Here is a 19,625-nt window from a genome sequence, read left to right on the forward strand (position 1 = left end):
ATCCGGCACCGGCTCAATTCTGCAAAACCGATGACACCAGCAATTGGGTATACGGGTGATGCGGGTCGTCGAGCACGCGGTCGGTTAACCCACTCTCCACCACTTGCCCCTGTTTCATCACCAGCAAACGGTCCGCCAGCAGGCGGGCGACGCCTAAATCGTGGGTAACAATTACCACTGCCAGATTCAGCTCCACCACCAGACCGCGCAGCAGATCGAGCAGGCGCGCCTGTACCGACACATCCAGCCCACCGGTTGGCTCGTCCATAAATACCAGCTTCGGATGCGTCACCAGGTTGCGGGCAATCTGCAAACGTTGCTGCATGCCACCGGAAAAGGTGGTCGGCAAGTCGTCGATACGGTTGGCGGGAATCTCCACCTCTTCCAGCCATCTTTGCGCGGTGGCGCGAATGTCGCCGTAATGACGCGCCCCGGTCGCCATCAGCCGCTCGCCGATATTGCCGCCTGCCGACACCTGGCGGCGCAGGCCGTCGAGGGGATGCTGATGCACCACGCCCCATTCGGTGCGCAGCAGGCGACGGCGGTCGGCTTCGCTCATGCCATAGAGGGAACGGTTCTCGTAGTAAATCTCCCCCTGTTGCGGCGTCAGGCGGGCGGAGATTGATTTCAGCAGCGTGGTCTTCCCGGAGCCGGATTCCCCGACAATGCCCAGAACTTCCCCCGGCCATAAATCAAAAGAGACATCGCTAAAGCCTTTGCCCGGCGCGTAAAGGTGGGTCAGGTTATTGACCGAAAGTAACGGTTGATTCATTGGCTTTTCGCCTCGCTCTGTTGGCGGCAATAATCGGTATCGGAGCAGACAAACATGCGGTTTCCGGCGTCATCCAGCACCACTTCATCAAGATAGCTGTGGGTCGATCCGCAGATGGCGCACGGCTCATCCCACTGCTGGACGGTGAACGGGTGATCGTCGAAATCGAGGCTTTCCACGCGGGTAAACGGCGGCACCGCATAGATGCGCTTTTCGCGCCCCGCGCCGAACAGCTGCAGGGCGGGCATCATGTCCATTTTCGGGTTATCGAATTTCGGGATCGGCGATGGGTCCATCACGTAGCGCCCGTTCACTTTCACCGGATAGGCGTAGGTGGTAGCGATATGACCGAAGCGGGCGATATCTTCATACAGTTTCACCTGCATCACGCCGTACTCCTCCAGCGCGTGCATGGTGCGGGTTTCCGTTTCGCGCGGCTCGATAAAGCGCAGCGGTTCGGGGATCGGCACCTGGAAAATAATGATCTGATCTTCGGTCAGCGGCGTTTCGGGGATGCGATGGCGCGTCTGGATAAGTGTCGCATCGTCCGTACGTTCAGTGGTGTTCACCCCGGTCACGCGCTTAAAGAAGTTGCGAATCGACACGGCGTTGGTGGTGTCATCCGCGCCCTGGTCAATCACCTTCAACACGTCGCTTTCGCCAATCACGCTGGCGGTGAGCTGTATGCCGCCGGTTCCCCAGCCGTAGGGCATCGGCATCTCGCGCCCGCCAAACGGCACCTGATAACCGGGGATCGCCACCGCTTTTAAGATGGCGCGGCGGATCATGCGTTTGGTCTGCTCGTCGAGGTACGCAAAGTTGTAGCCGCTCAGATTAGCCATGGTTCTGCTCCTGTTGCAGACGTTTGAGTAGCTCTAGTTCGGCCTGGAAATCGACGTAGTGGGGGAGTTTGAGGTGCGAGACAAAGCCTGCGGCTTCGACGTTGTCGGCATGCGCCAGCACGAACTCTTCATCCTGCGCCGGGCCTGTCGCGTGCTCGCCGTATTCCGGGGCTTGCAGAGCGCGGTCAACCAGCGCCATCGCCATCGCTTTACGTTCGCTCATACCGAACACCAGCCCGTAGCCGCGCGTGAAGTGCGGCGGCTCATCCGGCGGGTCGATAAAACCGTTGACCATTTCACACTCGGTCATCAGCAGTTCGCCGACGTTCACCGCAAATCCCAGCTCTTCCGGCACAATCGACACGTCGATATAGCCGCTGCGGATTTCGCCCGCGAACGGGTGATTGCGCCCGTAACCGCGCTGGGTGGAGTAGGCCAGCGCCAGCAAGTAGCCTTCGTCGCCGCGCATGAGCTGTTGCAGGCGGGAGGAGCGTGAGCAGGGATAAACCGGCGGTGTGCGGGTGATGTCATCCGGCTGTGCGCCGCTCTCTTCTTCAAACTTCGCCAGCCCCTGACGCGCCAGCAGACTGAAAACGTGCGGCGACGGGGCTTGCTCGCTGTCGGCGGTGGTCAGCGTTGGCGCTTCGCCGTTTGCCAGCAGGGTAAAATCGAGCAGGCGATGGGTGTAGTCGTAGGTTGGGCCAAGCAGCTGGCCGCCGGGAATGTCTTTATAAACGGCGGAGATACGGCGTTCGAGACGCATCCCGGTGGTGTCGAGCGGCTCGCTCACCGCCAGTTTCGCCAGCGTGGTGCGGTAGGCGCGCAGCAGGAAAATCGCCTCAACGTTATCGCCGCTGGCCTGTTTCAGCGCCAGCGCCGCCAGTTCGCGGTCGGCAATGCCGCCTTCGGTCATCACGCGATCCACCGCGAGATTAAGCTGCTGTTCAATCTGGGCGACGCTCAGTTCAGGCAAATCGGTATTGCCCCGGCGTCGGCTCTCTTGCAGGGCGTGGGCGGCGTCGATCGCCTTTTCGCCCCCTTTCACGGCAACGTACATCAGCACACCTCCACATGAGTGGTTCGCGGGATAGCCAGCAGGCGCTCGCCGCAGGTCAGGATCAGGTCGATGCCGAGCGGGAACGGGTGCGGGCGCTCGGTGAGTTCGTGCAGAATGCACTCCGGTAGCTGCGGGGCGATCATTCGTTCTTCGGCAATACCCGCGCCGGTGAGACGCAACATGCGCCCGCCGCTCAGGCTGGCGACCTGTAAAATCAGCGTTGCACCCGCTTCCGGCGCAACGGCGGTGCCGGTGGAAAGGGCGTTGAGCTGTTCGCTGGAAATCGCCTCATCCGTCACCGCGAAGGTCGCCTGTTCCGGTTGATTGACCAGCGGCGCGTTGGTATGAAAACGCAGGCTCTGGCTGACGATATCGTTACTTAATGGCGCGGAAAGCCACACCGGCGTGTCGTTATCGGCCAGCGTCAGCAGCACGCTGGTGGTGGCGATATTCAGCGGCTGCCAGCCGCGCTTGAGCTGATGCAGGGCGACAATCACGCCCGGCTCGCTCATGGCCTTTAACAGGCGACGAAAACTGTGCTGGGCATCCTGCACGGGAAGCATAAAAGCGGTTTCCAGGGTCATGCGTTGTCTCCGCGAACCATCGTAAAGAAGTCGACTCGGCTGGCGTTCACTTCGGCCTGGCGTGCGGCAATGCGTGCCATACGGTCAGCATCCAGCGGGGCAATAAGGGTTTCTGATAAGTTTTGAAAGTGGCGAGAATGCTGCATCAGCGCGTCAATCAGTGCGCAGCGTTCGGCGTGCTGTTTATCACGCCCCAGCACCCAGCTGTAGCCGAGCGTGCCGTCAGTCAGGCGTACGGCGGCGCGGGTCAGCGTGGCGTCGCCGGCAAAAAAACGATCGCCGGTGCCGCCCATCCGCGCCTGAATCTGCACCAGGCCGGTTTCGGCGGCGCGGATAACGTCATAGTCGGCGGTGATGTTCAGCGCGTTCAGGCGGGCTGCCAGTTCAGCCGGTTGGCTGTGCGCCAGTACGGACATCCAGTGCTGGCGGGTCGCGGTATCTGCGTGCATTCAGTGCTCCATAGTGAATTCAATCATGTCGGCGCGCGTCAGGCTGACGGAGTACTCCGCCGGGCTGCTTTCACCGTCACGGTGGTTAAGGGTTCGCACGCACAGCAGCGGCGACATATTCGGGATTTCAAGACGCTGGCACTCTTTGGCCTGGGCGCGGCGGGCGCTGATCCGCGTCTGGCTGCGGCGCAGCGCAATCCCCGTTTGCTCGCGCAGAAAATCGTGCAGCGAGCCGCTGTCGAAGCGTTGCAGCGTCGGCCAGAGGGTGAGGTCCGCAAAGTAGTGGTCGATTAAACAGAGCGCGACGCCGTTGACCCGACGCAGGGTGCGCAGGTGGATGACGTTCTCCCCCTCGGTTATCCCCAGCGCGTCAGCGACGTGACCGGAGGCGGGGCGCAGCACCGACAGCAGTTTTTCGCTGGTGGGATGGCTGCCCTGGTCCAGCAGGTTCTGGCTAAAACGCGCCTGGGCGTTGAGTGGGTAATCGAACGGGCGCATCAGCACCAGCACGCCGACGCCCTGACGGCGCTGTACCCAGCCTTTCTCCACCAGTTGGTCGATGGCGCGGCGCAGGGTGTGGCGATTCACCTCAAAGCGCGCCGCCAGTTGCTGCTCGGCGGGAAGATAGTCGCCGCAGCGATAGTGTTGACGAAGCTCCTGCTCAAGTTTTGCGGCTATCTCCTGATAGCGTGTTGGGTAGCTGGTCGGATGTGTAGACAAGTGCATAGCTATCAATGCCTCGCTAATCAGATAAAGTGCTTACGCAACCGTTGAGAGAGGAAATCCAGCAGGCTGACCGTGACGATAATCAGCACCATCAGGGCGCAGGTTTGCTGGAACTGGAAACCACGAATCGCTTCCCACAGCGTGACGCCGATCCCGCCCGCGCCGACCATGCCGACGACGGTCGCCGAACGGACGTTGGATTCGAAGCGATAGAGGGAATAGGAAATCAGCAGCGGCATCACTTGCGGCAGCACGCCGTAGAGGATCTCTTCCAGCTTGTTGGCGCCGGTGGCGCGAATACCTTCCACCGGGCCGGGTTCGATCGCTTCCACCGCTTCGGAAAGCAGTTTGGAGAGCACGCCGGTGGTGTGGATAAACAGCGCCAGCACGCCAGCGAACGGGCCGAGGCCGACGGCGACCACGAACAGCATGGCGAAGACCATTTCGTTAATGGCGCGGCAGGCGTCCATCAGGCGGCGAACGGGCTGGTAAACCCACCACGGCACCAGGTTTTCGGCGCTCATCAGGCCGAAGGGGATGGAGAGAACGACTGCCAGCGCGGTGCCCCAGACGGCGATTTGCAGCGTGACGGCCATTTCGGTGAGGTAATCCTGCCACTGGCTGAAATCGGGCGGGAAGAAGTCGGCGGCGAACGTCGCCATGTTGCCGCCGTCTTTAATCAGCGTGAGCGGGGCCATTTCCGCGCCCTGCCACGAGACGACTAGCACGGCGAGAACAACGGCCCAGCTCAGAAGCGAGAACCAGCTTCGCTTGGGTGGGGCGATGGTGATGGTTTGCATGTTTGGCTCCGGTTTGTAGGCCAGATAAGGTGCTTGCACCGCATCCGGCATCAACGTCTGCACATTGTCGGATGCGACGCCGGGGCGTCTTATCCGACTTACGATTTACTGCACCGCTTTACTCACCGAACTCATCGCGCTTAACGCGTTGTTCAGTCGGTCCAGGTCATCCAGCTGTGCCTGAATGGCGGTGGTTTTCGCCAGCTTGTCCTGCTCATTCAGTCCTTTATTGCCCTTAACGCCCTGCATCTCTTTAAACAGCGCGAGCTGGCGAATGGGAACCAGTTGCAGGTCGCTGGAGGCGCGGAACGGCGCCCAGCCCAGGCGTTCCAGCACCGCTTTCTCTTCCGGCGTTTTGCCGTAGTTCATAAAGAAGTCGTAGATCTTGTCTTTGGTGGTTTCGGACAGATTTTTGCGCCAGACGATCGGATCGCCTGGGATCAGCGGCGATTTCCAGATCACTTTCAGTTCTTTCAGCTTCTCCGGTGCGGAGGTTTTCAGCTTGTCGAGGTTTTCGGTGTTGTTGGTCGCCACATCCACCTGCTTGTTGGCGACGGCCAGCGCATTGGTTTCATGTCCGGCGTTGACGGTGCGCTTGAAGTCGCTGGCGGAGATATTGTTTTTGGCAAAGACGTAGTAACCGGGGACGAGGAAGCCAGAGGTGGAGTTAGGATCGCCATTGCCGAAGGTGAGATCTTTTCGCTTCGCCAGCAGATCGTTCAGGTTGTTGATCGGGCTGTCTTTGTTGACGATCAACACGCTCCAGTAACCCGGCGATCCATCCGCCGCGACCGTTTGGGCGAAGACCTGGCCGTTGGCGCGATCCACCGCTTCCATTGCCGACAGGTTGCCGTACCAGGCGATATCCACTTTGTTGAAGCGCATTCCCTGGATAATGCCCGCGTAGTCCGGGGCAAAGAAGGCGTTGACCTTCAAGCCCAGCTTCTTCTCCATATCCTGTAAGAATGGCGTCCATTGCGGTTTCAGGTTTTGCTGTGATTCCGTTGAAATAATGCCGAAATTCAGCGCCTTTTCCTGTTCTTCGGCGTGTGCCGGGCTTAACAGGGTGCTGAGGCTGAACATGCTGGTGAAGGCCAGCGAGGCAATTATCTTAGCGTTCATTCGTTTTCCTCAATGATGGGGATGTCAGGCAGCTTTCGCGTTCTCTTCGATGCGATTAATGCTGCGGTAGAGATGGTCAAAACGTTCGTTATCAAACTGTTGGCTGCTGCCGTCGTAGAAGACGTGCCCCTGGCGCAGGGCGACGATGCGTTCGCAGTAGCGCAGGGCGTAATCCACCTGATGCAGCGTGACGACCACGGTGATGCCGTCGTTCTGGTTGATGTCGCGCAGGGTATCCATCACGATGCGGGCGGATTCCGGGTCCAGCGAGGCGATCGGTTCGTCCGCCAGAATCACCTTCGCCTGCTGCATCAGCGCGCGGGCAATCGCCACACGCTGCTGCTGTCCGCCGGATAGGGTGGAAACGCGTTGATGGGCAAAATGCACCATGCCAACGCGGGTCAGCGCCTGTAACGCGCGTTGTTTCTGCTCGCGGGTGAACCAGCTAAAACAGGTGCGCCAGAACGGCGTGCTGCCGAGCGCGCCAATCAGCACGTTTTCCAGTACGCTCAGGCGATTCACGAGGTTGAATTGTTGGAAGATGTAGCCGGTATGGGCGCGGCTTTTGCGGATATCGCGGGCCAGACGGCCTTCGCGCTGGACAGTGCGGCCCAGCAGCTCGATATGGCTACCGACAGATTTATCGCCGGTAATCAAACCGCTTAAGTGACGTAAAAGGGTGGATTTGCCGGAACCGGACGGCCCAAGCAGAGCCACCATTTCACCATGATGAATGTTCAGATCAACCGCGTGCAGCGCCTGATGCTGATTGAAGGTTTTGGCGAGCTTCTCGACACGGATAATCGTTTGCATGATGCAGCCTCCCTAAAAAAGTGGCTCCATCGTGGCGGATTATTGTGACGATTTGGTTAATTAAAAGTGACTAACAGATGAAGAGTTACCGAGATTTCGATGACAGTGCGGGAGGGCGGGCCTCCCGGCGGGTTATTGCGTTGGTTGTTGTTTAACGACATTAATCATCCACGGCACGCCAAATTTATCGGTGACTTTGCCGAAGCCATGCGCCCAGAAAGTTTCCTGCCAGTCCATTTCGATTTTTCCGTTAGCTGCAAGGTTATCAAACCAGCGTTTTCCTTCTTCGACCTGTTGCGAATCGAGTACCAGTGTAAAGCCGGAGTAGCTGGCTTTTCCTGACGGCATGGCATCGCTCATCATGATATCGCTTCCGGCAATACGCACGTTAGCATGGGCGATGGCGGTATCAGGAAATTGCATCCCGGAAGGGCAGCCTTCGGCGCTGTCCTGCGCTGATTTCGGCATTTCCCCGAAGCTGATTTTATAGAGCAGTTCCGCGCCCAATGTGCGTTGATAATAAGCAATTGCGTCGGCACAGTTACCGGCAAAAGAGAGGTAGGGACTTAACGGCATGATGGTGACCTCAGTTAAGAGAAGCCAGTTAAGTGTAGTTCGAAATTTGTACAGATGAGAGGGAGGCCTGATAAGACGCGCGAGCGTCGCATCAGGCATCTGGCACCGTTGCCGGATGCGGCGTAAACGCCTTATCCGGCCTACGGAGGGTGCGGGAATTTGTAGGCATGATAAGACGCGCGAGCGTCGCATCAGGCAGTCGGCACCGTTGCCGGATGCGGCATAAACGCCTTATCCGGCCTACGGATCTACCGATCATGTGCCAACATTACATTGAGCAATACAATCAGTTCTTTTTCACAAACTCAGATTTCAGTTTCATCGGACCAAAACCGTCGATTTTGCAATCGATGTTATGGTCGCCTTCAACCAGGCGGATGTTTTTCACTTTGGTGCCGATCTTCAGCATCGAAGAGCTACCTTTCACCTTCAGATCTTTAATGATGGTAACGCTGTCGCCGTCAGCCAGCAGGTTGCCGTTAGCATCTTTAACGATCAGCTCGTCACTTTCCTGTGCAGGTTCTGCGTCGTTCCATTCGTAGGCACATTCCGGGCAGATGTACATGCCGTTATCTTCGTAAGTGTATTCGGAGTTGCATTTTGGGCAGTGTGGTAATGACATGTGGATTTCCTCAAAAGTCAGCGGGGCAAAAGCGCCAAAAAACGGCAGATTGCCGAAAAAGGCCGCAATTATACACAAAATCCCTGAGTTTGTCGGGGGTACTGCTGATTTTAGACGACGATCGTTTTCATTTGAAAGAGAAGGCAAAAAGAAAATAATCTTTTTGCCTCAGTTTATTATTTGAGATAAGGTTAACTTTATTCTTGTTCTTTTTTTAATTTAATTGTTTTTTATCTTTCTGACTTTTAAACGTGTCGGAAGAGACTTCGTCATTCTAATAAAAACAACAAATTAAATATAAATTATTTCCCGCAGTAATTATAAAAGCCGAAAACAGAACTAAAAAACGATCTGGCTAAATAAAAGTAATAAAATTTGCTTTAAGGAAGAACTTTCCATGTGCACACAGACAATATATGAGTTAAGTCAGGAGGCGGAACGTCTGTTACTGCTTTCCCGACAACAGTTGCAGTTGCTGGAAAAAATGCCTCTCACTGTACCTGGAGAAGTGGCGCCGCCTCTGACTTTACCCTGGAGTCAGCATAATATCGTCGAGCGCCACGCGATGCTGAATAATGAGCTGCGTAAAATTTCCCGTCTGGAAATGGTGCTGGCGATTGTCGGCACAGTGAAAGCAGGGAAATCAACCACCATTAATGCCATTGTTGGCACTGAAGTTCTTCCTAATCGCAATCGCCCTATGACTGCGCTGCCAACGCTTATTCGCCATATGCCGGGGCAAAAAGAACCCGTGCTGCATTTTTCACATGTCGCGCCAATTGACCGTTTAATCCAACAATTACAACAACGCCTGCGTGATTACGATATTAAGCATCTGACCGATCTGCTGGAAATAGATAAAGATATGCGTGAACTTATGCAGCGGATCGAAAATGGCGTCGCTTTCGAAAAATATTACCTGGGCGCCCAGCCTATTTTTCATTGTCTGAAAAGTTTGAATGATTTGGTGCGCATGGCGAAAGCGCTGGACGTTGATTTTCCTTTTTCTGCTTACGCCGCCATCGAACATATCCCAGTGATTGAAGTGGAGTTCGTTCATCTGGCGGGGCTGGAAAGTTATCCGGGGCAGTTAACATTACTGGATACTCCCGGGCCAAACGAAGCCGGGCAACCACATCTGCAAAAAATGCTTAATGAGCAGCTGGCGCGCGCTTCTGCGGTGCTGGCGGTGATGGATTATACGCAACTGAAATCGATCTCCGATGAAGAGGTGCGCGCGGCGGTTATGGCCGTCGGCAAGTCAGTACCGCTGTATGTATTGGTCAATAAATTCGATCAGCAGGATCGTAACAGCGACGATGCCGAACAGGTGCGGGCGCTGATTTCCGGGACGTTGATGAAAGGCTGTGTTACGCCAGGGCAGATATTTCCGGTATCGTCGATGTGGGGCTATCTGGCGAATCGGGCGCGCCATGAGTTAGCTAGCAGCGGCAGGTTGCCCGATCCTCAACAGCAACGCTGGGTGGAGGATTTTGCTCATGCGGCGCTCGGCAGGCGCTGGTGTAACGCGGATCTGGAGGATATCGACCATATTCGCCATGCAGTTGAGCAATTGTGGGAAGACTCGTTATTCGAACAGCCGGTGCAGGCGTTGCTTCATGCCGCGTATGCCAACGCGTCGTTGTACGCTCTGCGTTCTGCCTCGCATAAATTGTTGAATTACGCCCAGCAGGCGCGGGAGTACCTTGATTTTCGCGCCCACGGCCTGACTGTCGCCTGCGAGCTATTGCGGCAAAATATCCACCAACGCGAAGAAAATTTGCAGCTATTGCAACTCAATCAGACGCAGGTGAGCGGTGAGATTCAACATGAAATAGAGCTGGCCCTGGCATCAGCCAACGACTTTTTGCGTCAGCAGCAAGAGCAGGTGAATGCCCAGTTAGCCGTGCTGTTTCAACATGATTCGTGGCCATTAAGCGAGATTCGTACTCGCTGCGAGACACTGTTACAGACGGCACAGACCCAAATCAGCCGGGATTTCACGCTGCGTTTTGCTGAACTCGAATCCACCCTTTGCCGGGTACTAACCGATGTTATTCGTCCCATTGAACAACGGATTAAAGTGGCATTGAGTGAGTCTGGGTTTCGCCCTGGATTTGAGTTTCCTGTTTTTCGCAGCGTGGTTCCCCACTTCAATACTCGTCAGCTATTCAGCGATGCAATATCACTCCAGGAAATACCGGATGAGCAAGTCACCCGTTTAGGTGTTGTACGTGAGACTTTCTCGCGCTGGTTGAATCAACCAGACTGGGGACGGAGTAGTGATAAATCCCCGACGAAGACCGTTGATTACAGTGTGCTACAACGTACGTTAACCGAAGAAATTGACCTCTATTGCCAACAAATGGCTAAAGTTTTAGCGGTTCAGGTCGATGATTCTGTCACGGCAGGAATGAGCACATTTTTCGCTGATTTCGCTGTATGTTTGACGGAATTACACACGCGTTTACGCGAAAGTCTGGCTTTGCGACAGCAAAATGAATCCGTGGTGAAAATTATGCAGCAGCAATTGCAGCAGACTGCAACAACGCACGGCTGGATTTATACGGACTCTCAGTTGTTACGCGATGATATTCAAACTCTTTTCACGGCAGAACAGTATTGACAAAGACATTACTGGACGGCCCCGGTCGCGTGCTGGAGTCGGTTCATCCCCGCTTTTTAGTGGATCTGGCGCTGGGCGATGATACCCGTCATCCGCAAGCCCATCAGCAGCAGTTTCGTGAACGACTGATGCAGGAGATCCTTGCTCGCACACAGCTTCAGACGTGGGCGAATGCCGGAATGTTAAATGCGCCGCTTAGTCTACGCCTGGCATTGGTGGAAAAACTGGCGGCAATGCTTGACCCCGGTCATCTGGCGTTGACACAGATCGCACAATATCTGGCGTTACTGCAAAAAAGGGATCTCCGCCCACAATCCGCTTTCCCGGAACTCCAGCAGCAAATTACCGCTTTATATGAGTGGTTTTCCGCTCGTTGTCACTGGAAGGAAAAAGCCTTAACGCAACGAGGGTTACTGGTGCAGGCGGGCGAACAGAGCGAGCAAATTTTTACTCGCTGGCATGCCGGTGCGTATGACAGTTGGTCGCTGCCTGGACGTTGTTTCATCGTTCTGGAAGAACTGCGTTGGGGGGCGTTTGGCGATGCCTGCCGTCTGGGAAGTCCGCAAGCGGCAGCGTTGTTGCTTGGTGATTTGCGCGTAAAAGCGACGCAATATCTGGCTGAAAGTATCAACGCAGCACCGACTACTCGTCATTATTACCACCAGTGGTTCACATCACCCACAGCTCTAAGCGGTGGTGATCATGCTGACTTTTTAGGTTGGTTGGGTAAGTGGTCCGATGCAGATAAACAGCCCGTTTGCTGGTCGGTGACCCAACGTTGGCAAACTGTCGCGGTAGGGATGCCACGGCTCTGTTCAGCACAACGTCTGGTGGAGGCCATGGTCGAGGAAATCTTCTCTGTAAATCACGTGTAAATAATCAGTTACATTGGGGAGTGTTTAACGAAATTCATATGTGAAGTTGATCACAAATTTAAACGCTGGTAGGGTAAAAAGGTCATTAACTGCCCAATTCAGGCGTCAACTGGTTTGGTTGTACAATTCTTAATCGGAACGTGTAAGTAAACCCGCTACGCTTGTTACAGAGATTGCACCCTGCAATTCCCGCTTCCCTTTTGCGGGCGCCACGTTATTTGCCTGACGTGTGCGGAAATGGGCTTACTCTGCGAGGAAAGCTATGCTGAAAAGGAAAAAAGTAAAACCGATTACCCTTCGTGACGTCACTATTATTGATGACGGTAAACTGCGCAAAGCCATTACCGCAGCATCGCTGGGTAATGCAATGGAATGGTTCGATTTTGGTGTTTATGGTTTTGTTGCCTACGCATTAGGTAAGGTCTTTTTCCCGGGGGCTGACCCCAGCGTGCAGATGGTTGCTGCACTCGCCACCTTCTCCGTTCCCTTTCTGATTCGACCGCTTGGCGGGCTCTTCTTCGGTATGTTGGGCGATAAATATGGTCGCCAGAAGATCCTTGCGATCACCATTGTGATTATGTCGATCAGTACGTTCTGTATTGGCTTAATACCGTCCTATGCCTCTATTGGTATTTGGGCACCGATTCTGTTGTTGATCTGTAAGATGGCGCAAGGATTCTCGGTGGGGGGCGAATATACCGGGGCGTCGATATTTGTTGCGGAATACTCCCCTGACCGTAAACGCGGCTTTATGGGCAGTTGGCTGGATTTCGGCTCTATTGCCGGGTTTGTGCTGGGTGCGGGCGTGGTGGTGTTAATTTCGACCATCGTCGGTGAAGAAAACTTCCTCGACTGGGGCTGGCGTATTCCGTTCTTTATCGCTCTGCCTTTAGGGATTATCGGGCTTTACTTGCGCCATGCGCTGGAAGAGACGCCTGCTTTCCAGCAACACGTTGAGAAACTGGAGCAGGGCGACCGGGAAGGTCTGCAGGATGGTCCGAAAGTCTCGTTTAAAGAGATTGCCACCAAACACTGGCGCAGTCTGTTGACGTGTATTGGCCTGGTGATTGCCACCAACGTCACTTACTACATGCTGCTGACCTATATGCCGAGTTATTTGTCGCATAACCTGCACTACTCCGAAGACCACGGAGTGCTGATTATTATCGCCATTATGATCGGTATGCTGTTTGTGCAACCGGTGATGGGCTTGCTAAGTGACCGTTTTGGCCGTCGTCCGTTTGTGATCCTCGGTAGTGTTGCGCTGTTTGCGCTGGCGATCCCGGCGTTCATCCTGATTAACAGTAATATCATCGGCCTGATTTTCGCCGGGTTGTTGATGCTGGCAGTGATCCTTAACTGCTTTACGGGTGTTATGGCCTCAACGCTGCCAGCGATGTTCCCGACGCATATCCGTTACAGCGCGCTGGCGGCGGCATTTAATATTTCGGTGCTGATTGCCGGTCTGACGCCAACGCTGGCGGCCTGGCTGGTCGAAAGCTCGCAGGATCTGATGATGCCCGCCTATTATCTGATGGTCGTGGCGGTGGTTGGTTTAATCACCGGCGTAACCATGAAAGAGACGGCGAATCAGCCATTGAAAGGTGCGACGCCAGCGGCGTCAGATTTACAGGAAGCGAAGGAAATTCTTGTCGAGCATTACGATAATATTGAGCAAAAAATCGAGGATATTGACCACGAGATTGCCGATTTGCAGGCGAAACGTTCTCGCCTGGTGCAGCAACATCCGCGTATTGATGAGTAATCTGAAATGGATGGCCTGCTGCGACGCTGTCTTATCAGGCCTACAACCGAACTCTTAAGGTTCACTTAATCTCTGGCGCGCATACTCTCCTCCAGGTTAACGGAGGAGAGTGCAATGAAAAACCGTATTTATGAACGTTTAACTACCGTGTTCAGCGTGCTGGTAGTCAGCAGCTTTCTCTATATCTGGTTTGCCACGTACTGATCTTTCTTCAGCCGTACCCAGGCACGCGTGCCGGAGGTTTCTTCCCGGTTTTGCAGGAAAAACTGCCCGTGATGTAACTGCGTGATGCGGCTGACAATACTTAATCCCAGACCAATTCCGCCATAACGGCTGTCCATTCGTACAAACGCTTTGCTTAACTCCCCGCATTTACTCTCATCAATACCTGGCCCTTCATCTTCAACCGCCATTACCGCACCGCCATCTTCTTGCAGCTTAATCATGATGTTGCTGCCTTGTGGGCTGTAACGATGGGCGTTTTCTACCAGGTTTCGCAATAGCATCCGCAACAGGGTTGCATCACCCTGAACGGTGATGTCGGCGGCGCTTTCTGGCAACAGCAAGGTTTGCTGACGCTGGTCGAGCATGGTACTTAACTCGTCATACGAGGGCAGAATGACATCTTCCAGCAGTTTTACATGCTGATAATTACCGGATGAAAATGACTGACCCGCACGCGCCAGTTGTAACAACTGGGAGACGCTCTCCATCATCTGATCAAGCCGCGCCACTAACGGCGCTACATCAATGTGATGCGTTTTCGCCAGCAACTCCAGATGCAAACGTACCCCCGCCAGCGGCGTTCGCAGTTCGTGAGCGACGTCAGCGGTAAACAAGCGTTCGTTATCCAGCGTGCTGGTCAGGCGAGATACCAGATCGTTCAAAGCCGAAACCACCGATTCGATTTCGAGGGTGGCACTGTGAATGGCAATGGGCGTTAAGTTGTCGGCGGTACGCGCTTCCAGCTCTTTTTGCAACTCCGCCAGCGGACGGGTGATGCGCCGTACCGCCTGATAGCAGATGAATAGCGTCAGGCTGACCATAAACACGCCGGGGACAATCAGGCTGGCAACCGCTTCGCGGATCTCACGCATGATGTGGCGGTCGTTGTTGCGATTGTCGCGTAACGCCTGCTCAAATAGCTGAATCTGCTCGGTACTTTCATGCCATAGCCAGAAGACGCTGATCAGTTCAAACACCAGCAGAATGGCCCCGATGGTCAATATCAGCCGCTGGCGCAGCGATATTGGCCGACGCAGAAAACGCATCAGATTCAATTAGTTCTCCTCATTTACGACCAGCATATAGCCAAAACCGCGTACGGTGCGGATGCGCGACTTGCCCACTTTGTCGCGCAGGTTGTGAATATGCACTTCCAGGGTGTTGGTCGAGGGTTCGTTGTCCCAGTTATAGATGTCGTTGTAGAGAATTTCCCGATGCACGGGGCTGCCTGCCTTGAGCATCAACCGTGACAGCAGAGCATATTCTTTCGGCGTCAGAATCAGTTCTTCACCGCCCATCCATACCTGACGGCGACCCATATTCAGCGTCAGGTTGCCAACAATCAACTCGCTTTCGCCCTGATTATTATGGCGTCGCAGCAGGGCGCGAATGCGGGCGTGTAACTCTTCCAGCGCAAAAGGCTTCACCAGATAGTCGTCAGCCCCGACATCCAGCCCGGCGATTTTGTCGGTCAGAGTGTCGCGGGCGGTGAGGATCAGCACCGGCAGGGTGTATTTTTTCTGCCGGATGCGGGCGAGAAAATGCAGCCCGTCTTCGTCAGGTAAACCTAAATCCAGCACCACCAGACTGTAATGACCAGCTTCCAGGCTTTGTTCCGCCATCCGTGCGGTTGTGACGCCATCACAGGCGTAGCCTTCCGTTTGCGCCGCCAGAATCAATCCCTGCAATAACAGTGTATCGTCTTCAACAATTAGAATTTTCATTCAGTCGTTCTCCTGCAAGTTTGCAGAATATCATCCGCAGCCTGGTAATACTTCGTCTCAACACCGGTTAATCCCAACAGCGTTGAGAATAAATTGTCTTGTGAATAGTGCTGCGTTTGCGCCTGTTTTTGCAGGCAGTTCTGGTCAACCTGATACCGCTTTTGATAATCCTCCGACAGCCACAGCAGCATTGGCACCTGTTTTTGGCTATCCGGGGCGATGGCATAAGGCAGGCCGTGCAGATAGATGCCATTTTCACCTAACGATTCACCGTGATCAGAAAGATAAACCAGGCTGGTGGTAAATTTATCCTGATGTTCTTTCAGCAGATTAATCGCTTTATCAACAATATAGTCGACGTAGACCAGCGTGTTGTCGTAAGTGTTCACCAGTTGTTCTTTCGTGCAGGTTTGGATCTCGTTGGTGTCGCAAGTAGGGGTAAATTTCCTGAACTGCGGCGGATAACGGTTGTAATAGGTCGGGCCGTGGCTGCCGATGGTGTGTAATACAATCACGCCATCACCTTGCAGATTATTGATGTACTCTTCCAGCCCGTGGAACAGCACCTCGTCATAGCATTCGCCGTTGATGCACTGACCAGGCAAGTTCAGCGCAGTGACGTTCTGGTGAGGCACGCGGTCGCAGACGCCTTTGCAGCCGCCATCGTTGTCATTCCAAAGCACGTTGATACCCGCCCGCTGAATGATATCCAGCACGCCTTCCTGGTGTTGTGCCAGCTCTTCTTTGTAATGCTCGCGCGGCATATCCGAGAACATGCACGGTACAGAAACAGCCGTTGCTGTGCCGCAAGACGCGGTATTGGGGAAATAGACCACGTTATCTTTCGCCAGCCGTGGGTTAGTTTCACGCGGGTAACCGTTGAGCGAGAAGTTCTCCGCCCGCGAAGTTTCGCCGACGATCAAAATGGTCAGATTTTTACGTTTTTCATTTTGCATTAACGGGTTGCGGTGAGCATCCTCACCAATGCGCACCAGCGGCAGATTTGCCAGTCGCTGGTGGGAATACCATGACCAGCTGGCGACAATGCTGTTAGACGGGCTTAAGGATTTCACCAGCTGTTTGTTGTTGCGAAACAGCGAGGCGTAGTCTTTATAAAACAGCGCGGCGACCAGCAGAATCAGCAGCACAGAAATCAGGATATTAGCCCCACGGAAAAGAACGCTGCGCAGGCGCGAGTTGGCGGGTTTAATTTTAATCCAGCAGGCTATCAGCGCCGCAAGTACGCCGCTTAACCCCAGCGTTAATAACATTTGTGGTGTCATCAGCGCATAACTTTCTGCCGGAGTGGTATCAATAATATTGGCAATCATCGAGCGGTCGATGACGATGCCATAGGTCATGATGAAATATTGCGCCGACGCGCCGACCAGAATAAACAGGCACGCCAGCGGGCGATTAAGCCATAAGAAAGAGCCTAGCGTCAGAACAATATTCATCACACTAAACGCGACGACTGGCATTGATAAGAAAACCAGTACGTTATGCAGCGAATCCAGCGGTAACGCCTGCAATACTTGTTTAAAAAAGGCAATATTCAGGCAGATAGAGATATAAAAAGCAGCCAGCAATAGCCAGGCGAGTAAATTCAAAGAGGGTCTTTTTAGAAGGCGCTTCAACATCACGGTGTTTCCATCGAACAAAGTGCGCATATGTTCGCAAAGCAAAGTTAAGCCAACCTTAAGTTCTTAAGGTTGGCTTATGCGTGTGCTGGATTAAGGGGGACTTAATCTTTACTGATCGGTGCATCTAAAGGATAGGGGTTTTTATGCATCCGGTTGTAGTTCAGCGCATACATGGCTGTGATTACCATCAGAGTGACGAATGACCACATGACCTCTTGTGCGCCAGAACCGACCACCGCCCAGATACAGTAAAGGAAGGCGATAGTCGTGATGGTCAGGTACGCCGGGCGCGCTTTGCCAAAGTGACCGTGACCTAAAAGCAGTAAAGCGGCACAGGTGTAAAGATAAGGCACGAGGGTAAAGATTACCGATACGGAAGACACCAGACCAAACTCTTTGGTGGCGTTTGGCGAGATGCTACTGAACTGGAAGATAGTCATCAGAATACCAACGATAATCAACCCGGCAACCGGGGTACCCGCTTTGTTAACGCGGGCAAAAATGGGGGGGAACAGGCCGTCATCGGCAGCCGCTTTCGCCGTTTGCCCGGCCAGTAGTGTCCAGCCGCCCAGCGAGCCTAAGCAACCTGCCGCTGCGCAGAAGGAGACAATGGCCCCAGCGGTATCACCCAGCGCCATCCGCGCTGCATCGCCAAAAGGTGAGGCGGAAACGCGCAGCGCGGCATTAGGGATCATCCCCATAATTGCCGTGGTCGAGAGTACATAGCAGACGGCGGCAATCAACACCCCGCCAATGGTGGCGATAGGCACGTTGCGTTTCGGGTTTTTCACTACGCCCGCCGCAACGGAAGCACTTTCTACCCCGATAAACGACCACAACGTGACGTTTAAGGTACTTTGAATCGCACCGAAAGTACCCTGACCACTCACGTTCCAGGCTGCCATATACGTTTCACTGTGGAACCAGAACCAGCCGAATACTGCAATTCCGACAATGGGGATCAGCGCCAGCACAGTGGCGACAGCCTGCACGCGGGTGATCATTTTTGGACCGACGATATTAAGCAGAACGAAGATCCACAGCACCACCACACAGGTGATGGTTAATACCAACGGATCTTTGAGGATAGGGAAGAAGTAGCTTAAATACCCCACGCCAATGACCACCATAGCAATATTGCCGATCCAGCAGGCCAGCCAGTAGAGAACGTTTGTTTGATACCCGAGGAAAGGGCCAAAGCAGCGGCGCGCGTAGGCATATGAACCGCCAGGGCTGGGATCAAGGAAAGACATTTTGGCGTAGACCATCGACAAAGCCAGCGCACCGATAATCGTCACCAACCAACCATATATGGCTATCCCGCCTGTCGAGGCCAGGTTTGCAGGTAACAGAAAAACCCCTGACCCCATAATATTCCCCGACACCATCAGGGTGACGGGGATTAAGCCCACTTTGTGAGCGTCAGCATCCGAAGACATAATTAAACTCCTGCGAAGGCGAGCTTCGTGACAATAAATTACGTCATATCATACGCCTACACTCGCGCGTTGAATTATCCTCAACCGGGTTATCGCTGATGCTGTTATTAATATAGCTCTTCGTTCAGGTTATAAATCAGGCGACAGAATGTTCTCTGTGCTGACTAACATAATGGAGAGGCGTCATACCATAGAAGTCTTTAAATACAGATATAAAATAGGAAGTGCTGTTGTAGCCGCAGGATTGTGATACCTGTGAGATATTTTTGCCGTCCATCATTAATTCATTTACGGCATAACGCATACGGCAGGTGGTGATTATTTGGCTATAACTGGTGTTTTCACTTTTCAGTTTTTTCTTTAACAGGCTGGGGCTTAGACATAAACAGCTGGCTACCATACTAAGATTCCAGTCTTTATGAATATCGCTTTCAATTATTTGATAAACGCTATCACTTACACAATTACGTAACATATACATCATAAGAGAAAGGAATTTTTTACTGTCGAGAAAGCGTGATAGCACAGTGAATAATAATGCACGAGTGCGTTCTTTTTCTGACTCTGTTTCAGCGGGCATCATGCTATGTTGAGCAGCGACGCGAAAGAGGTCCAGTGTCAGGCATGGTAAGGCCAGGACTGGGGTGGCGCTTCGTTGCCAGACGGGTATTTTTGAGAGATCTTTATTCAGAAAACGGAGGTAATCTTTGATGATGTTATGACTAATATGCGCAACCAAAGTGTTATTAAGTGAGGAGACATCAATAATATTATTTTCACAACTTAATAACGCCATGTGGTTAGCCTTCAGGCTTATAGGTTCTTTCCCATTCACCCTTAACCAGACATCTTTTTCAGTCAATAAAACAATACAAGGTTGGTCGCTGCAAATCCTCATACATGTACTCCTGAATGCAAATAAAAGACCCGTTTTCGCCAGGAAGAGCGATACGGGGAAATGGTTA

Annotated in this window: 20 protein-coding genes; 4 read left to right on the forward strand and 16 right to left on the reverse strand. The window is 53.7% G+C overall.

What is annotated here, in order from left to right:
- Positions 1 to 13: 13 nt before the first annotated feature.
- The 11 genes from phnK to D9736_RS13160 all read right to left on the reverse strand — a co-directional run bounded on the left by phnK (position 14) and on the right by D9736_RS13160 (position 8,363).
- Positions 14 to 772, reverse strand: a complete 759-nt coding sequence (gene phnK / locus D9736_RS13110; protein ID WP_130258478.1) for a phosphonate C-P lyase system protein PhnK — start codon at positions 770 to 772, stop codon at positions 14 to 16.
- A complete protein-coding gene (gene phnJ, locus D9736_RS13115) occupies positions 769 to 1,614 on the reverse strand; it encodes an alpha-D-ribose 1-methylphosphonate 5-phosphate C-P-lyase PhnJ (RefSeq protein ID WP_000002284.1) in 846 nt (281 codons plus the stop codon). The genes phnK and phnJ overlap by 4 nt, the downstream gene beginning before the upstream one ends.
- Positions 1,607 to 2,671, reverse strand: a complete 1,065-nt coding sequence (gene phnI, locus D9736_RS13120) for an alpha-D-ribose 1-methylphosphonate 5-triphosphate synthase subunit PhnI (protein ID WP_130258479.1) — start codon at positions 2,669 to 2,671, stop codon at positions 1,607 to 1,609. The genes phnJ and phnI overlap by 8 nt, the downstream gene beginning before the upstream one ends.
- Positions 2,671 to 3,255 (reverse strand): phosphonate C-P lyase system protein PhnH, encoded by a 585-nt coding sequence (phnH, locus tag D9736_RS13125; RefSeq protein ID WP_089574897.1) that lies wholly within the window; start codon positions 3,253 to 3,255, stop codon positions 2,671 to 2,673. Before phnH ends, phnI begins: the two co-directional genes overlap by 1 nt.
- Entirely contained in the window at positions 3,252 to 3,704 is a 453-nt protein-coding gene (phnG, locus tag D9736_RS13130; protein WP_130258480.1) for a phosphonate C-P lyase system protein PhnG, read from the reverse strand. The genes phnH and phnG overlap by 4 nt, the downstream gene beginning before the upstream one ends.
- A complete protein-coding gene (gene phnF, locus D9736_RS13135) occupies positions 3,705 to 4,430 on the reverse strand; it encodes a phosphonate metabolism transcriptional regulator PhnF (RefSeq protein ID WP_001295387.1) in 726 nt (241 codons plus the stop codon). It abuts the gene before it with no gap.
- Between the two features lie 20 nt (positions 4,431 to 4,450).
- The gene (gene phnE / locus D9736_RS13140; protein WP_001193500.1) at positions 4,451 to 5,230 is read right to left on the reverse strand and encodes a phosphonate ABC transporter, permease protein PhnE; all 780 of its coding nucleotides are present in this window, start codon (positions 5,228 to 5,230) and stop codon (positions 4,451 to 4,453) included.
- Positions 5,231 to 5,335: 105 nt separating this feature from the next.
- Positions 5,336 to 6,352: a phosphonate ABC transporter substrate-binding protein gene (gene phnD, locus D9736_RS13145; RefSeq protein ID WP_130258481.1), complete on the reverse strand. Its 1,017-nt coding sequence runs from the start codon at positions 6,350 to 6,352 to the stop codon at positions 5,336 to 5,338.
- A gap of 24 nt (positions 6,353 to 6,376) precedes the next feature.
- Positions 6,377 to 7,165 carry a phosphonate ABC transporter ATP-binding protein gene (gene phnC / locus D9736_RS13150; protein WP_112043037.1) on the reverse strand — a complete coding sequence of 263 codons (789 nt, stop codon included), beginning with the start codon at positions 7,163 to 7,165 and terminating at the stop codon, positions 6,377 to 6,379.
- A gap of 132 nt (positions 7,166 to 7,297) precedes the next feature.
- Positions 7,298 to 7,741 (reverse strand): VOC family metalloprotein YjdN, encoded by a 444-nt coding sequence (gene yjdN, locus D9736_RS13155; protein WP_130224349.1) that lies wholly within the window; start codon positions 7,739 to 7,741, stop codon positions 7,298 to 7,300.
- A 286-nt stretch (positions 7,742 to 8,027) separates the two neighbouring features.
- The gene (locus D9736_RS13160; RefSeq protein WP_001300891.1) at positions 8,028 to 8,363 is read right to left on the reverse strand and encodes a zinc ribbon domain-containing protein YjdM; all 336 of its coding nucleotides are present in this window, start codon (positions 8,361 to 8,363) and stop codon (positions 8,028 to 8,030) included.
- A 397-nt stretch (positions 8,364 to 8,760) separates the two neighbouring features.
- Here D9736_RS13160 and crfC point away from each other — a divergent pair, with 397 nt between their 5' ends.
- The 4 genes from crfC to pmrR all read left to right on the forward strand — a co-directional run bounded on the left by crfC (position 8,761) and on the right by pmrR (position 13,833).
- The gene (gene crfC, locus D9736_RS13165) at positions 8,761 to 10,989 is read left to right on the forward strand and encodes a clamp-binding protein CrfC (RefSeq protein ID WP_130258482.1); all 2,229 of its coding nucleotides are present in this window, start codon (positions 8,761 to 8,763) and stop codon (positions 10,987 to 10,989) included.
- Positions 10,986 to 11,864 carry a diguanylate cyclase regulator RdcB family protein gene (locus D9736_RS13170; protein ID WP_130258483.1) on the forward strand — a complete coding sequence of 293 codons (879 nt, stop codon included), beginning with the start codon at positions 10,986 to 10,988 and terminating at the stop codon, positions 11,862 to 11,864. Before crfC ends, D9736_RS13170 begins: the two co-directional genes overlap by 4 nt.
- Before the next feature lie 262 nt (positions 11,865 to 12,126).
- Positions 12,127 to 13,629, forward strand: coding sequence for a glycine betaine/L-proline transporter ProP (gene proP, locus D9736_RS13175; RefSeq protein ID WP_130216781.1), 1,503 nt, complete (start codon positions 12,127 to 12,129; stop codon positions 13,627 to 13,629).
- A gap of 114 nt (positions 13,630 to 13,743) precedes the next feature.
- The gene (gene pmrR, locus D9736_RS13180; protein ID WP_074399408.1) at positions 13,744 to 13,833 is read left to right on the forward strand and encodes an LpxT activity modulator PmrR; all 90 of its coding nucleotides are present in this window, start codon (positions 13,744 to 13,746) and stop codon (positions 13,831 to 13,833) included.
- Here pmrR and pmrB read toward each other — a convergent pair.
- The 5 genes from pmrB to adiY all read right to left on the reverse strand — a co-directional run bounded on the left by pmrB (position 13,809) and on the right by adiY (position 19,558).
- Entirely contained in the window at positions 13,809 to 14,909 is a 1,101-nt protein-coding gene (gene pmrB / locus D9736_RS13185; protein WP_165383162.1) for a two-component system sensor histidine kinase PmrB, read from the reverse strand. The two genes, pmrR and pmrB, sit on opposite strands and share 25 nt — an antisense overlap.
- Entirely contained in the window at positions 14,910 to 15,578 is a 669-nt protein-coding gene (gene basR, locus D9736_RS13190; protein WP_064525700.1) for a two-component system response regulator BasR, read from the reverse strand.
- Positions 15,575 to 17,218 (reverse strand): phosphoethanolamine transferase EptA, encoded by a 1,644-nt coding sequence (eptA, locus tag D9736_RS13195; RefSeq protein WP_130258484.1) that lies wholly within the window; start codon positions 17,216 to 17,218, stop codon positions 15,575 to 15,577. The genes basR and eptA overlap by 4 nt, the downstream gene beginning before the upstream one ends.
- A 104-nt stretch (positions 17,219 to 17,322) precedes the next feature.
- Positions 17,323 to 18,660, reverse strand: coding sequence for an arginine/agmatine antiporter (gene adiC, locus D9736_RS13200; RefSeq protein WP_130216777.1), 1,338 nt, complete (start codon positions 18,658 to 18,660; stop codon positions 17,323 to 17,325).
- A gap of 136 nt (positions 18,661 to 18,796) precedes the next feature.
- On the reverse strand, positions 18,797 to 19,558 hold the full coding sequence (gene adiY, locus D9736_RS13205) for a DNA-binding transcriptional activator AdiY (RefSeq protein ID WP_130205913.1): 762 nt from the start codon (positions 19,556 to 19,558) through the stop codon (positions 18,797 to 18,799).
- Positions 19,559 to 19,625 lie beyond the last annotated feature (67 nt).

This window comes from Escherichia sp. E10V10 (assembly GCF_004211985.1).
Lineage (GTDB): Bacteria > Pseudomonadota > Gammaproteobacteria > Enterobacterales > Enterobacteriaceae > Escherichia.